15 protein-coding genes are annotated in these 14350 nt (G+C 68.1%); 5 read left to right on the top strand and 10 right to left on the bottom strand.

From position 1 onward, the window contains the following. Positions 1–10: 10 nt before the first annotated feature. Genes ACWPMZ_RS05225 through rpmF form a run of 3 tightly spaced genes read right to left on the bottom strand, consistent with a single transcriptional unit; the run spans position 11 to position 2239 of the window. Positions 11–958: a beta-ketoacyl-ACP synthase III gene (locus ACWPMZ_RS05225; RefSeq protein WP_455704167.1), complete on the bottom strand. Its 948-nt coding sequence runs from the start codon at positions 956–958 to the stop codon at positions 11–13. A 14-nt stretch (positions 959–972) separates the two neighbouring features. Further along, a complete protein-coding gene (gene plsX, locus ACWPMZ_RS05220) occupies positions 973–2028 on the bottom strand; it encodes a phosphate acyltransferase PlsX (RefSeq protein WP_455702953.1) in 1056 nt (351 codons plus the stop codon). 28 nt (positions 2029–2056) lie between these two features. Further along, positions 2057–2239, bottom strand: coding sequence for a 50S ribosomal protein L32 (gene rpmF, locus ACWPMZ_RS05215; protein ID WP_455702952.1), 183 nt, complete (start codon positions 2237–2239; stop codon positions 2057–2059). A 192-nt stretch (positions 2240–2431) separates the two neighbouring features. Between rpmF and ACWPMZ_RS05210 the strand changes: the two genes are divergently transcribed. Next, positions 2432–2824, top strand: coding sequence for an MAPEG family protein (locus ACWPMZ_RS05210; protein WP_455702951.1), 393 nt, complete (start codon positions 2432–2434; stop codon positions 2822–2824). Here the strand turns inward: ACWPMZ_RS05210 and ACWPMZ_RS05205 are convergent. From ACWPMZ_RS05205 to ACWPMZ_RS05195, 3 genes are all read right to left on the bottom strand, one after another. Continuing rightward, on the bottom strand, positions 2821–3489 hold the full coding sequence (locus ACWPMZ_RS05205) for an MBL fold metallo-hydrolase (protein ID WP_455702950.1): 669 nt from the start codon (positions 3487–3489) through the stop codon (positions 2821–2823). The two genes, ACWPMZ_RS05210 and ACWPMZ_RS05205, sit on opposite strands and share 4 nt — an antisense overlap. A 43-nt stretch (positions 3490–3532) precedes the next feature. Then, complete coding sequence (locus ACWPMZ_RS05200) at positions 3533–4573, bottom strand: nuclear transport factor 2 family protein (protein WP_455702949.1); 1041 nt, start codon at positions 4571–4573, stop codon at positions 3533–3535. Positions 4574–4688: 115 nt separating this feature from the next. Then, on the bottom strand, positions 4689–5312 hold the full coding sequence (locus ACWPMZ_RS05195; protein ID WP_455702948.1) for a LexA family transcriptional regulator: 624 nt from the start codon (positions 5310–5312) through the stop codon (positions 4689–4691). Positions 5313–5428: 116 nt separating this feature from the next. Here ACWPMZ_RS05195 and ACWPMZ_RS05190 point away from each other — a divergent pair, with 116 nt between their 5' ends. Both ACWPMZ_RS05190 and ACWPMZ_RS05185 read left to right on the top strand, forming a co-directional pair. After that, positions 5429–5623 carry a hypothetical protein gene (locus tag ACWPMZ_RS05190; protein ID WP_455702947.1) on the top strand — a complete coding sequence of 65 codons (195 nt, stop codon included), beginning with the start codon at positions 5429–5431 and terminating at the stop codon, positions 5621–5623. Beyond that, positions 5607–5960: a hypothetical protein gene (locus ACWPMZ_RS05185; RefSeq protein ID WP_455702946.1), complete on the top strand. Its 354-nt coding sequence runs from the start codon at positions 5607–5609 to the stop codon at positions 5958–5960. Before ACWPMZ_RS05190 ends, ACWPMZ_RS05185 begins: the two co-directional genes overlap by 17 nt. A gap of 44 nt (positions 5961–6004) precedes the next feature. On the opposite strand, the gene ACWPMZ_RS05180 is transcribed toward ACWPMZ_RS05185, so the two are convergent. Beyond that, a complete protein-coding gene (locus ACWPMZ_RS05180) occupies positions 6005–6943 on the bottom strand; it encodes an NAD(P)-dependent oxidoreductase (RefSeq protein WP_455702945.1) in 939 nt (312 codons plus the stop codon). Beyond that, complete coding sequence (gene cysS / locus ACWPMZ_RS05175) at positions 6931–8406, bottom strand: cysteine--tRNA ligase (protein WP_455704166.1); 1476 nt, start codon at positions 8404–8406, stop codon at positions 6931–6933. The genes ACWPMZ_RS05180 and cysS overlap by 13 nt, the downstream gene beginning before the upstream one ends. Positions 8407–8572: 166 nt before the next feature. Here cysS and ACWPMZ_RS05170 point away from each other — a divergent pair, with 166 nt between their 5' ends. Beyond that, positions 8573–9439 (top strand): hypothetical protein, encoded by an 867-nt coding sequence (locus ACWPMZ_RS05170; RefSeq protein ID WP_455702944.1) that lies wholly within the window; start codon positions 8573–8575, stop codon positions 9437–9439. A 47-nt stretch (positions 9440–9486) separates the two neighbouring features. Here ACWPMZ_RS05170 and cobT read toward each other — a convergent pair whose 3' ends face one another. Both cobT and ACWPMZ_RS05160 read right to left on the bottom strand, forming a co-directional pair. After that, a complete protein-coding gene (gene cobT / locus ACWPMZ_RS05165) occupies positions 9487–11304 on the bottom strand; it encodes a cobaltochelatase subunit CobT (RefSeq protein ID WP_455702943.1) in 1818 nt (605 codons plus the stop codon). Between the two features lie 47 nt (positions 11305–11351). Beyond that, entirely contained in the window at positions 11352–12062 is a 711-nt protein-coding gene (locus tag ACWPMZ_RS05160) for a DUF4197 domain-containing protein (RefSeq protein ID WP_455702942.1), read from the bottom strand. 65 nt (positions 12063–12127) lie between these two features. Here ACWPMZ_RS05160 and ACWPMZ_RS05155 point away from each other — a divergent pair, with 65 nt between their 5' ends. Next, positions 12128–14293: a primosomal protein N' gene (locus ACWPMZ_RS05155; protein ID WP_455702941.1), complete on the top strand. Its 2166-nt coding sequence runs from the start codon at positions 12128–12130 to the stop codon at positions 14291–14293. The last annotated feature ends 57 nt before the right edge of the window (positions 14294–14350 follow it).

Below are 14350 nucleotides of genomic sequence, written 5' to 3'. Positions count from 1 at the left end.
GCAAAGCCATTCACAGCCTTAGGAGGCTCGCACCCCAGGTGAAGCCGCCGCCCATCGCTTCGAGCACGACGAGATCGCCGCGCTTCAGGCGCCCGTCGCGCCAGGCCTCGTCGAACGCGAGCGGCACGGATGCGGCCGAGGTGTTGGCATGCCGGTCGACCGTGACGACGATCTTCTCGACGCTCAGGCCGAGCTTCTTGGCCGTCGCGTCGAGGATCCGCCGGTTGGCCTGATGGGGCACGACCCAGTCGATCTTGTCGGCGCTCATGCCCGCGGCTTCCATCACTTCGCCCAGCACCTCGGCCAGGTTGGTGACGGCGTGGCGGAACACCTCGCGGCCCTGCATGCGCAGCTTGCCCACCGTCCCGGTCGTGGACGGGCCGCCGTCGACGAACAGCAGCGCGTTGTGGGCGCCATCGGCATGCAGGCGGGTGGCGAGTACCCCCGGCCCCTCTTCCGGCACGTCCTGCGCCGTCAGCACGATCGCCCCCGCCCCGTCGCCGAACAGCACGCAGGTCGCGCGGTCTTCCCAGTCGAGGATGCGGCTGAACGTTTCCGCCCCGATCACCAGCGCGCACCGGGCCATGCCGGTGCGGATCATCGAGTCCGCTGTGCCCAGCGCATAGAGAAAGCCCGAACAGACCGCCGCGACATCGAACGCCGCGCCGCCGTTGCAGCCGAGCGCCTGCTGGACCTTTGTCGCGGTTGCGGGAAAGGTCTGGTCCGGCGTGGCGGTGGCCAGGACGATCAGGTCGACTTCGGACGCGTCGACGCCGGCATTCTCCAGCGCCGCGCGCGCCGCGTCGGTCGCCAGGGTAGCCGTGGTTTCCCCGTCGCCGGCGATATAGCGCTGCGTGATCCCGGTCCGCTCGCGGATCCATTCGTCGCTGGTGTCGACCTGCGCGGCCAGTTCGTCGTTGGTGACGAGCCGCTTCGGCAAGGCAGATCCCGAGCCCATGAAGACCGAACGGATCACCTGGTCGCGCCACCCTTTGTGGTGCGCATCGTTTCGCTGCCGAGCTCGGCCAGGTCCGCGGCGATGCGTTCGGTCAGGCTCTCTTCCAGCAGGCGCGCCGCCACGTCGACGGCGTTGGCCACGCCCTTGGCCGTCGCGCTGCCGTGTGACTTCACGACCACCCCGTTGAGGCCGAGAAACACCGCACCGTTGTGATTGTTCGGATCGAGATGATGGCGCAACAGCTCGGTCGCCGGGCGGGAGACCAGGAAGCCGATCTTCGAGCGAAGCGAGCTGGTGAAGGCGGAACGCAACAGGTCGGTCACGAAGCGCGCAGCGCCCTCGATCGCCTTTAGGGCGATATTGCCGGAAAAACCGTCGCACACGACCACGTCGGTCTCGCCGCGGTTGATCTTGTCGGCTTCGACGAAGCCTTCGAAACTCATCGCAAGTCCGGTCGCGGCCCGTAGCTGCGCGGCGGCCTGCTGCACTTCGCCGGTGCCCTTGGTATCTTCGGTGCCGATGTTGAGCAGCCGCACACGCGGGCTGTCCTGCCCGTTGACGATGCGCGCGTAGGCAGCGCCCATGATCGCGAACTGCACCAGGTTGCGCGCGTCGCAATCTGTGTTGGCGCCCAGATCGAGCATGACGACGTCGGTATCGCCGAGCGAGGGCATCAGGGCGGCAAGCGCGGGCCGATCGATCCCCGGCATGGTGCGCAGGGCGAGCTTGCTCATTGCCATCAGCGCACCGGTGTTGCCGGCGCTGACGGCCGCCCCGGCATCGCCGTTCTTCACCGCCTGGATGGCCAGGCCCATGCTGGTGGTCTTGGCGCGGCGCAGCGCCTGGGTCGGCTTCTCGTCGCCGCCCACCACATCCTCGCAGTGGAGGATCTCGCTCGCTTCGCGCATGTTGGGATGGGCTTCCAGCGCGCGTTCGATGCGCGCGCGGTCGCCCACGAGGAGGAACTTGAACTTGTCGTGCCGACGGCGGGCCAGGGCCGCGCCGGAGATCATCGTGCGCACGCCTTCATCCCCGCCCATCGCGTCAACGGCGATACGCGGCAGACTCATGCGAACGGATCCTTCCGGTTAAAGAGGCTCAGAGCCCCTTCGGCTCCAGGATCAGGCGGCCGTTGTAGTGGCCGCAGGCGGAGCACATGTTGTGCGGGCGCTTGAGTTCGCCGCAGTTGCCGCACTCGTGGAAAGCCTCGACCCTCAGCGAGTCGTGGGAGCGACGGTTGCCCCGGCGGTGCGGCGATACTTTTCTTTTGGGGACAGCCATGGCGTCACCTGTTCCTTGATCTCGTAAATTGCAATTTTCGCGGTCCGCCCTAGGGCAAGCCCCACACCTGCGCAAGCGCGCGGGAAGCGGCCGGCCGATGCGGTGAAGGCGCGCGCTATACCGATTTTCGCTGGCCTTGCAAGCGGCGTGGCGCCACTCTCGCGCCCGGTCCAGATGCGAGGGGGATGATCGATGATACTTCCGGTGACGCTGAGCATGTTCGCCGCCGCGGCGATCATGGCGATGTGGCTCGGCATTCGGGTGGGCCGCGTGCGGGTAAAGGAAAGGATATCGCACGGCGATGGCGGCAACGCGCTGCTGGGGCGGCGGATGCGAGCGCAGCTCAACTATGTCGAGTACACCCCCTTCGTCCTGCTGCTGATCGGCGCGATCGAGCTGTCGGGCCGGGGCGCGCCGTGGCTGGCCTTCGTCGCGGGCGCCTACATCGTGGCCCGCGTGCTCCACGCGTTCGGAATGGACGATGAGGTGGGGGACTGGAAGCGCGGTGTCGGCATAGCCGTCACCATGCTCGCCCTTGTCGGTCTCGGCATCTATGCCGCGCTGATCGCGGCAGGCGTCGCCTAGCGCGCGGCCGCCATCGCCGTGTCGCCGACATAGGGGTTGTGCTGACGCTCGCGGCCGAAGGTCGAAGGATTGCCGTGCCCGGGAACGAAGGTCACCCCGTCGCCCAGCGGCCAGAGCTTCTGCGTGATCGAATCGAGCAGGTCCTGGTGGTTGCCCATCGGAAAATCGGTCCGCCCGATGGATCCTTCGAACAGCACGTCGCCCACGAAGGCGAAGCTGCTGGGCCGGTGGAAGAATACCACGTGGCCCGGCGTATGGCCGGGGCAGTGGATGACCTCCAGCTCGACCTCGCCGAAGCTGACGGTATCGCCGTCGCTAAGCCAGCGGGTTGGTTCGAACACGGCGGTCTGGATGCCGAAGCGCGGGCCGTCTTCGTCGAGCCGGCTGATCCAGAACCGGTCGGCCTCGTGCGGGCCTTCGATCGGCAGATCCAGTTCCTCGGCAAGCATCCCGGCCTGGCCGCAGTGGTCGGCATGGCCGTGGGTCAGCAGGATCTTTTCCAGCGTCACCCCCGCCCGGGCCGCGCCGTCCTTCAGCTTGTCGAGGTCGCCGCCGGGATCGACCAGCGCGCCGCGCATCGTCTTCGTGCACCAGACGAGCGAGCAGTTCTGCACGAACGGCGTCACCGGAATGATCGCGGCACGGATCGGGGATTCAACAGTCATGCGGCGCTAGGTGGACGCGCGGCCGGCCCGGCGCAAGATGCCGCTAGCGCGCGGCGTTGCGCGCACGGATGACCTTCATCCACTCCTCGGCCGTGGGCATGACAGGGTTGTCGACCCGTTTGGCGATCTTCCACGCGCCGTCGAGCCGGACCAGCTCGTCCTCGTAGAACCCGGCGAGCATGGGCGTGGGCGCCCCGCCCTCGCCGCGCATGACCAGCAGGTGGCGGCTCCGGGCCGTGGCGTGGTTGCCGTCGGGCGCGATATCAACCTGCGGGTTGGACACCAGGTGATAACTGTCGCGGTTGACGAAGCCGGCGGGCGGCGTGCCGAACAGGCCGGTCAGCATGGCCTTGATCTCGGCCCGTCCGCGCCGGACCGTCGGACCGTTCTGCCATACGCCGTCCGGCGTGAAGAGATCGGCGTAGGCGTCGAAATCCTGCCGGTCGATGCGGTCGGAATAATCCACGATGATGCGCTGGATAGCGAGGACGCTTTCGGCCCGGTGCAGCCTCTGCTCCAGCGACAGGGCCGGTGCGGCGGCCGCCGGTCCGCCCCCCGGCGCGGCCGGTGCGTTGGGATCGCGGAAGGGAATCTGCCCCCAGGTCGTGCGCCGCGCGATCTTCCATTCGCCGCCGCGCTTCACGAATTCGTCGACATAGCGCCCGGCCAGCAGCGGATTGGGCCGGTTCTCTGCCGTGGCGTTCCAGAACAGGTACTTCGATTCGACCTGCGCGCGGTCGCCCTGAATGCGGATCAGCGGATTGGTCAGCATGTGGAAGTTGCTGGTGTTGACGAACCCCGGCTCCGGCGCGCCGAGATTGGCCGTGAGCATCGCCTCGATCGCCGCGGGGCCGGTGAAACTGCCGAACCCGCCGTGCCACACGCCGTCCTCGGCAAAGAGCGCGGCGTAGGCATGGTAGTCCTTGGCGTCGAGGAACTTGCCGTACTCGATCAGCCGGGTGCGAATCGTGCTTTCGTCCTCCAGCCGTTCGACCCGCTGGGCGAGCGATTCGCGCGCCGCCTGCGCCTGCGCTTCGGCCGGCACGAGCGCCAGCAGCGCCAGGGCCATCACTCGGTAAGCCATCGCCATCCTCCCATGTGCTTGTTGCCGGGAGACTATCGGGCGCCTGCAGGTGCGGCCAGACCCGCATCGACGGCAGTTCTTGACCCGATTGGAAGCCGGGAGCGGCGGAAAGGGTTTAGAGCCTGCCGCCTTTCCACACCACGCGGCCGACGATCTGCAGATCGGCCGCCGCAACTGTCACGGGGGGGTAAGCCAGGTTCTGGCTGAGCAGGGCAAAGCGCCCCCCGCCCTGCGAAGCGATGCGTTTGACCAGCAGGGTATCGTCCAGGCGAACCACGTGGATGCCGTCGCGAAATCGCTGCTCGCGGGTGTCGACCAGGATCTCGTCGCCATCGTGCAGCACGGGATCCATCGAATCGCCCATGACGCGAATGGCCGACAGCTTGCCCGGCTCCAGCCCCTGTTCGCGCAGCCAGCGGCGGCTGAAGCGGAAGGCGTCGAAGGAAATTTCCTGTGCCGCGGCCGCACCCGGACCTGCCGATGCCTCGAGCGGAAGCCGCGGGATATCCACGTAGTCGCCGCGGGGCTCGCCGTGGTCGTCGGGGGCACCCAGTTCCGATTCGCCGACGCCGAAGAAATCGGCCAGTCGCCGCCTGTCTTCCTCCTCCAGCTTGCGCGGACTGCCCTTGGTGACGAACTGCTGCAAATAGCTGGAATTGCGGCCGATCATCCTGCTCAGCGCGGCAAGGCTGGCCCCCCTTTCGGTGGACAATTCGGTCAGGCGGTCGCGCGGGTTCATGAGACACTTCCCTGTATCGCTAAGAAAACCTTCCTACGCGAAGTATTTTTCCTAGACAAGTTGGATTTCGCCCGCGACGAATCGGGGCATCGATTCGCCGGGGAAAAGGAGTCGCCATGCTGATCCGTAAGATCGAGGTCTTCCTGCGCCAGACCAGGATGCCAGCAACCAATTTCGGCCGCCTCGCGGTCAGCGATCCACGCTTCGTGCTGGACCTGCGCAACGGGCGCACGCCGCGCGATGCCACGGAAAGACGGGTAGAACATTTCATGAACACTTATGCCGGAGGTCCCGATGCACATCAACACTAAGCTGCAGATGCCGCGCACGGTGCGGCGTTCGCCCACCACCCGCCTGCGCGAACAGTTGCTGGCGTTGGCAGAGGGCCAGGGCTCGATCGCCACGCACGAGGAAAAGTCCTGGGCCAGCGTCACCTTCGCCGGCACCCGGCACCGTGTTTCGGTGACCTTCGCAGGGGTGGACGCGGTCGACGCGGGCGAGCGCTTCATCGCCTTCCTGCCGGAACACGAATTCACGATACCCCGGCAACTCGTGGCCGACGCGGCCATGGTTTCGGTCGATCACACGCTCGCGCCAGAACCGCGCCTTACCGTCACCTGCGAACTGCTGCTGCTCGACGAGGAATGAGCGGCCTGGTCCGGTGTATACTTGGTGTAACCTTTCGCCGCCGGTCAGTAGCCTCGTTGCAGATCCACCTGCGCCACCAGCGGCTGGCCCGCGCGCCATAGCGCCAGGTTCTCGAGAAACCGCTGCGCCGCCCGCGCGCGGCTGGCGGCGGTGGGGGTGCCGGCGAGGTGCATGGTGATCAGCACGTTGGGCAGCGACCATAGCGGGTGGCCGGGGGGCAGCGGCTCGGGATCGGTGATATCGAGCACCGCGCCCGCGATGCGCCGCTCGGCAAGCGCCTGCTGCAGCGCTTCCTGATCCAGCGTCGCCGCCCGGCCGCAATTCACGACCACCGCCTGCGGGCCCAGCGCGGCGATCTCCGCGGCGCCCATCATCCCGGCGGTCTGCGGGGTCTCCGGGAGGGTCATGACGATCCAGTCGAAGCTGCCCAGCCGGTCCCGCCAGCCCGTGTCGCGGCTGCCCACCGGTTCGCAGGCGACATCGAACCCGGCGAGCATCCTGCCGATCGCCTGGCCGATGGCGCCGTGCCCCAGCAGCAGCGCACGGCTGCCCGCCAGGTCGCGCTCGCCCTGCGGCTCCGTCATCCACTCCTCGCGGTCCTGCGCGCGGACGATGGCCGGCAGGTCCTTGGCCAGTGCGAGCATCCCCATGACCGCGTACTCGGCCACCTGGTTGGCGGTGAGGCCCGACCCGCCCGACAGGACGACGCCGCGCCGGGCAAGGTCGCCCAGCGGCATCCAGTCGACACCGGCATAAGTGGTGCACAGCCAGCGCAGGTCGCTCGCCGCGGCGATGGCCGCCAGCGCCGGGGGCTTCTCGTGAAGGTCGAACCAGCCGATCTGCGCCAGCGGCGCCAGGGCCACCATCTCCGCGGGATCGTGCCACCAGTACGCCTCGATCTCGGCCGGCAAGTGCGGCTCGATCGCTGCGCGCTGGTGCGCGGGGAGGACCGCGACAATGTGTTCGGTTGTCAGAGCTTCCACTCCCAGCCCAGCGGGTCGCCGTCCATCACCTCGACGCCGCTCGCCGCGAGCTCGTCGCGCAGCGCATCGGAGGTGGCGAAGTCCTTCGCCGCGCGGGCTTCCTTGCGGCGGGCGAGCGTCGCCTCGATCGCGGCCTCCTCGATGCTCGCGGCAGATGGGCGAAGGCGAAGGTCGGAGCGCGCGAGGCTCGCCAAGCCGAGACCCAGCACCGCGTCCATCGCCTCCACCAGCGCGAGGCGCTTGACCGGGTCGAGCTTCTTGGCCGTCAGCACCTCTTCCAGCACGGTCAGCGCCAGTGGGGTGTTGAGATCGTCGCTCATCGCGGCGTCGAAGTCGGCGAGGCGCGGCAGGAGCGTCGCGTCCATCTCGCCGTGCACCGCGCCTTGCGTCCAGCCCCCTTCGGGCGCCGCCAGCGGAGCGTCGTCGCCCAGCCGGGCGCGGAGCTGCTCGACAGCGAGCACCATGCGCTTGAGCCGGGTCAGTGCAGCGCCCAGCCCTTCCCAGCTGAACTCGAGCTCGCTGCGGTAATGCGCCTGGAGGCACATCAGGCGATAGGCCAGCGGATGGTATCCCCTGTCCGTCAGCAGCCTGAGCCGCAGGAACTCGCCCGCCGACTTGCTCATCTTGCCGCTGCGTTCGACCAGGAAGTTGTTGTGCATCCACACCTTCGCCCCGCTCGCGTCGGAGTGGCAGAAGGCCTGGTTCTGGGCGATCTCGTTCGGGTGGTGGATCTCGCGGTGGTCGATCCCGCCGGTATGGATGTCGAACGGAAAGCCCAGCAGCTTGCCGCTCATCACCGAGCATTCGAGGTGCCAGCCCGGCGCACCGCGGCCCCAGGGCGAGTCCCATTCCATCTGCCGCGTCTCGCCCGCCGGGGTCTTGCGCCAGATGGCGAAGTCGGCCGCGTTGCGCTTGCCCTCGACCGCCTCGATCCGGCCCTCGCCCTCATCCGTCTTAGCCCGAGCGAGCCGCCCGTATTCGGCCACGGTCGAGACGTCGAAGTAAAGGCCGCTGTCGAGTTCGTAGCAATGCTCCGGCGCGATGGACTTGGCGAACTCGATCATCGGCTCGATGTAGTCGGTGGCGATCGACCACTGGGCCGGCTGGCGAATATTGAGCGCCTTCACGTCGGCCCAGTACGCCTCTGTATAGTGCTTCGCGATGTCCCAGATCGACTGCGCGCGCTCGGCCGCGGCCTTCTCCAGCTTGTCCTCGCCCGCGTCGGCATCGTCGGTCAGGTGGCCGACGTCGGTGATGTTGATGACATGGGTGAGCTTGTAGCCCTTCCAGCTCAGCGTCCGCCCCAGCACGTCGGCGAAGACATAGGCGCGCATGTTGCCGATGTGCGGATAGTTGTAGACCGTCGGCCCGCACGAATAGACCCGCGCCTCGCCGGGATGGACGGGTTCGAAGGGTTCGAGTGCGCGGGTGAGCGAGTTGAACAGGTGGAGCGGCGCGGTCATGGCGGCGGGCATACGCACCGCCAATACGACGTCAAGTCGAGCCAGGCAGGCCGGCACGCGTGAGAACGGGGCTGCTGCGGCAAGGAAACCGTTTGCCGGTCAAGGCGTTGTGCTCCCGACTCGCCTGTAGCAGCGCGAATTTTCTCCCATTCCGGAAGGTATTCCCATGAAAAAGCCCATCCTGCTGACGACGGCAGCCATTGCCATGGCGTTGGCCGGCACGTCGGCAACGGCGCAGACCACCCAGGAACGCATCGGTGCGATCCTCGGCACTCTCCTGGGCGGCCGCCCCGCCACCACTCCGCAGACGATCGAGGCGCAGTGGAACGCGGGCCAGACCCCGCTGGGCAACCAGCGCGCGCAGTTCGAAACGCAAATCGACACGAATGTCCGCACCGGATCGCTCAATCAGACGACGGCGGCCCGACTGAAATCGGACTATTATGCCCTGACCCAGCTCGAAACGAGCTACGCGGGCGATCGCACCTTTACGACCCAGGAGCGTTCGGACCTCACCGCGCGCTACAACGTCCTCGTGCAGGTGCTGAACACCGGCAACTACCCCGCCAGCATGGCCATGCCGACTGCCGAAGTATCCGAAGGGCGGCTCGACTTCCGCAAGCGGGTCGACGCCGCAGTTACCGCGCGCAAGGTCAGCCGCACGCAAGGCACGCGGCTCAAGCTGGATTACGATGCGGTCATCGAGGTCGAGAAATCGTACCTCAGCGACGGGGTACTGAGCGACAGCGAAAAGCTCGACCTCGACGAGCGTCTAGATGGGCTCGACGAGAGGTTGGGTGACGTGGCCTACGGCGCCACCAGCCTCACTCCCCGCGCGCGCCTCGACGCGATCCTCCAGGCGATCCCGCGGAGCGGCCTCGCCACCGCGACGCAGACCCAATTGCGGATCGAACAGGGTGACGTCGCGCGGCTCGAAGCTGCCTACGCCCGCCTGACCACCACGGCCGAGGAAAAGGCGTACCTGGAAAGGCGCATCGCCGAACTTGAAACGCGCAGCGGCCTGCGACGTTGATCCGATGAGATTCCATCGCCGGTCCTCTTGGGATCGGCGATGGCCCATCACTCCACCTCGAACAGGTCCGCCAGCTGCTCGATGATCGTGCCGCCGAGCTGTTCGACATCCATGATCGTCACCGCGCGCTTGTAATAGCGGGTCACGTCGTGGCCGATGCCGATGGCGACGAGCTGGACGGGGGACTGGCGCTCGATCCAGTCGATCACCTTGCGCAGGTGCGTTTCGAGATAACCGGCGTTGTTCACGCTGAGCGTGGAGTCGTCGACCGGCGCGCCATCTGAGATGACCATCAGGATGCGGCGATCCTCAGGGCGCGCCAAAATCCTGTTGTGCGCCCAGATCAGCGCCTCGCCGTCGATGTTCTCTTTCAGCAGCCCCTCGCGCATCATCAGCCCCAGGCTCTTGCGCGCGCGGCGCATCGGCTCGTCGGCCTTCTTGTAGATGATGTGGCGCAGGTCGTTGAGGCGGCCGGGCTGCGAGGGCTTTCCTTCGTTCAGCCATTTCTCGCGGCTCTGCCCGCCCTTCCAGGCGCGCGTGGTGAAGCCGAGGATTTCGACCTTCACGCCGCACCTTTCGAGCGTGCGGGCCATGATGTCCGCGCTGATTGCCGCGATGGAGATCGGCCGCCCGCGCATCGAGCCGGAATTGTCGATCAGCAGGGTGACGACGGTGTCCTTGAACTCCTGGTCGCGCTCGATCTTGTAGCTGAGCGAATGGCCCGGGCTGACGATCACGCGGGCGAGCCGGGCGGGATCGAGCAGGCCGTCTTCCTGGTCGAAGTCCCACGAGCGGTTCTGCTGCGCCATCAGCCGGCGCTGAAGCCGGTTGGCGAGGCGGGTGACGACGCCTTGCAGGCCGGTGAGCTGGCTGTCGAGGTAGGCGCGCAGGCGGTCCAGCTCCTCGTAATCGCACAGCTCGGTCGCCTCGACCTCTTCGTCGAATTCCTCGGTGTAGACCTGGTAGTCGAAGGTTTCGGGCAGATCGGTCCACGGGCGGTTCGGGCGCACCGGCATCATCGCCTCCTCGCCCTCGTCGCCGACCTCGCCTTCGGACATCTCCTGGTCCTGGGGCACGCTTTCGCTCTCCCCGTCCTCGTCGCCCTCGCCCTGCTCGGCGGTCATTTCCTGCGGGCGCTGTTCGGTGCCCTGCTCCTCGGAATTGTCGGAGTCGGTCTCGTCGGAGCCGTCCTGCTCCTCGCCGTCCATGTCCTCGTCGCCCGCATCGTCGAACTCGTCGGTCGCGATCATCTCGAGATGGCGAAGCATGTCGAGGCCGAGTTGCTGGAAGGCGCGCTGGTCGTCGAGCAGGGTGGCGAGGCGTTCGAAATCGTCGCCGGTGCGCGCCTCGATCGATTCGCGCAGCATGTCCACCGCCGCGCTGGCGGAGGGCGGGACGGGCTGGCCGGTCAGTGCCTCGCGCAGCATGAGCGAGAGGGCCGCGGCCACCGGCACCTCGTCCTCGACCGTCGCCCGCGCGATGGGATCGGAGCGGGTGCGCAGGTCGGTCGCCGCCGCCAGGTTGCCGCGCATTCCGGCATAGTTGTTCTCGCCCAGCGCCTCGTAGCGCACGCGCTCGATCGCGTCGTAGGCGGCGCGGGCGAGCGGTTCGGCCGGCATGCCCTTGCGGTGCAGGCCCTCGTCGTGGTGGCGCAGCTTGAGCGCAAAACTGTCGGCGAACCCGCGCGCTTCCTGCGCCGCACCGGCGGGCAGGTTGCGCCCGGGCATCGGCACGCGGATCGCCTTGCCCTGCACGGCCGGCGTGTCGCTGGTCCACGACACCTCGGCCTCCGCCTCGTGCGCGATCGCGCGCGCGGCGCCCGTCAGCGCATGCTTGAAACGGTCGAGGGGCGTTTCGTCGGCCATCGCTGCGCGCCTACACAATTGCAGCGCGAAGGCGAAGGCTCGTTATGTCAAAACGCGTTGCCGGCACCCAGGACGCTGATCAGCACCGGGTCGCGGGTCGAACCGGGGTCGCGGCGAATGGCCGATTCCTCGAGGCCGATCTCGTTCCAGATCACGTCGTCCACCCGGTCGGCGAAGCCCGTGGCCAGCGACGCGCTGTTCACGCCGGTGAAGGCGGCCAGTACCTGCCCCACCAGCGGGTCGCTCGCAACCCGCAGGGCGTTGCCCACGTCCGGCGCCATGACGTCGATCAGCCGGCTGCCCATGTTGCCGCGCAGGAAACTGGTCGCAGCGGTCGGCCCGCCGCGAATGAGGTCGATGGCGTTCTGGTAGCCGACGGTGCGGATCGTATCGGCCACGACCGGCGCGGCCCGGCGGCTGGCATCCCAGGCGATATCGCCAAAGGCATCTTCCAGCCGGTTCTTGAACAGCGCCGACGTCAGGATGCGCGACAGAACGTCGCCCCGCCCGCCCAGGAACTCGCCGAGGCCCAGCTGACTGACTTGCTGGTCCCAGAACCCGCCGTTGCTGGTCATCCTGTCGAACGCGCGCTCGCTCGACAGGAAGAGCAGGCGCTGGATCGCGTCGACGAAGCTGAAGCCCCCGCCGAACCCGCTGGCGCAGGCCGACAGCGCGAAGGCGCCCGACGTGGCGAGTCCGCCGGCGAGAAACGCGCGGCGGCGCAGGATGGTGGCATTGGGGGAAGCAACTTCTGTCATCTCAACAGCTCCTCTGGCGGCGTGCCTTGCGGCACCACCCAAACGCTGCCCATATGGGCGACCCGATGAACCGTGCACGACTGATCATATTCAATGCCGCGCTCGGCCCGCTCGACTATCGCGTTCCCGAAGGAATGGAGGTCCGACCGGGGAGCGTCGTGGTTGCGCCGCTGGGCCCCCGCCAGATCGTCGGGATCGTGTGGGAAGCGGAACGACTGCCCGCGACCGAGGTTCCGGACGCCAAGCTGCGCCCCCTGCTGGCGGTGCTGCCCGTTCCGCCGCTGAAGGCCGAGCTGCGGCGGCTGATCGAATGGACCGCCGACTATTACTGCGCCAGCCTCGCCTCGGTCGCGCGGATGGTTCTGGCGAGCGGCGGCGCGCTGCGCGGACCGGCCACCACCATCGAATACCGGCTGACCGGCGGAATGCCCGAACGGATGACCCCGCAACGCCTCGCTGCGATCGAGGCGCTCGATGGCGAACAGGCGACGATCCGCGAACTGGCGAGCATCGCCGCGGTGAGCGAAGGCGTGCTGCGCGGGCTCGTCAACCAGGGCGCGCTGGAGCCGGTCGAGGTCGACTGCGACCGCCCCTACCCCCGCGCGCGCCCCGATTTCACGGAGCCGGACCTGAACGAAGGCCAGGCCCCGGTGGCGAGCCGCCTGGTCGAGGCGGTGGAGGCAGCCCAATTCGCCCCCTTCCTGCTCGACGGGGTTACCGGATCGGGCAAGACCGAAGTCTATTGCGAAGCCATCGCCGCGGCGCTCAGGGCGAACCGGCAGGTGCTCGTGCTGCTGCCCGAGATCGCGCTGACGGCGGCGTTCCTGCGCCGGTTCGAGGAGCGCTTCGGCGCGCCGCCGATCGTCTGGCATTCCTCGCTCAAGTCGACCGAGCGGCGCCGCGCCTGGCGCTCGATCGCGGCGGGGGAAGCGCAAGTCACCGTCGGCGCCCGCTCAGCCCTGTTCCTGCCCTATGCCAACCTCGGCCTGATCGTGGTCGACGAGGCGCACGAGGTCAGCTTCAAGCAGGACGAAGGCGTGCGCTACAACGCCCGCGACGTGGCCGTCATGCGGGCCCGGTTCGAAAACATCCCCATCGTCCTGTCCAGCGCCACGCCCGCGCTTGAAAGCCTGCAGATGGCGGCCAGCGGCATCTACGAGCGGCTGGAACTGGCCGACCGTTTCGGCGACGCTCGGCTGCCCGAAATCGCCACCATCGACCTTACACAGGAAAAGCCGCCCAGCGGGCACTGGCTCGCGCCCCGCCTGGTCGAGGAAATCAAGGAGCGGATGGCGCGCGGGGAGCAGTCGCTGCTGTTCCTCAACCGGCGCGGCTATGCCCCGCTCACGCTGTGCCGGAATTGCGGCTATCGCTTCCAGTGCCCCAACTGCAGCGCCTGGCTGGTCGAACACCGCCTGAGCCGCCGCCTCGCCTGCCATCATTGCGGACACGAGACGGCACCGCCGGACACCTGCCCCGAGTGCGGCGAGCCCGATTGCCTGGTGGCCTGTGGCCCCGGGGTGGAACGGATCGCCGACGAGGTCACCCGGCTCCTGCCCGAAGCGCGGCTGGCGCTCGCCACGTCCGACACGCTCAATTCGCCGGGCAGCGCGGCGCGCTTCGTGGCCGAGGTGGAGGCGGGCGCGGTGGACGTGATCGTGGGCACGCAGCTGGTCACCAAGGGCTTCCATTTCCCCGAGCTCACCCTGGTGGGCGTGGTCGACGCCGACCTGGGGCTCGAAGGCGGGGACTTGCGCGCGGCGGAGCGGACCTACCAGCAAATCGCCCAAGTCGCCGGGCGCGCCGGGCGCGGCGACAAGCCGGGCGAGGTGCTGATCCAGACCCGCCATCCCAAGGCCTCAGTCATCGCCGCCTTGGCCGCCGGCGACCGCGACGCGTTCTACCAAGCCGAGACCGACGCGCGGCGCCATGCCGGCGCCCCGCCGTTCGGCCGCTGGGCCGCGATCATCGTGTCCAGCGAGGACCAGAACGAGGCGAAGGAAGCCGCCAACCGGATCGGCGCGACGCGGCCTGAACTGGACGATGTGATGATCGTGGGACCGGCCCCGGCCCCCATGGCCCTGCTGCGCGGCCGCTATCGCTATCGCCTCCTGCTCAACGCGCGCCGCAGCGCCGAAGTGCAGGACGTGATCCGCCAGTGGCTGGGCGCCCTGACCTTTGCACCCGGCGTGCGCGTCGCGGTCGACATCGATCCCTACAGCTTCGTCTGAGGATTGACTGGCTTTTGCCGGTTATGCATCCTGCCGGCGGACTTGGGGGTCGAACCT

The sequence above is a fragment of the Tsuneonella sp. HG222 genome (assembly GCF_053819185.1).
Note: the sequence above shows the minus strand (reverse complement) of the source record. Positions and strands in the feature narration are given on the sequence as shown.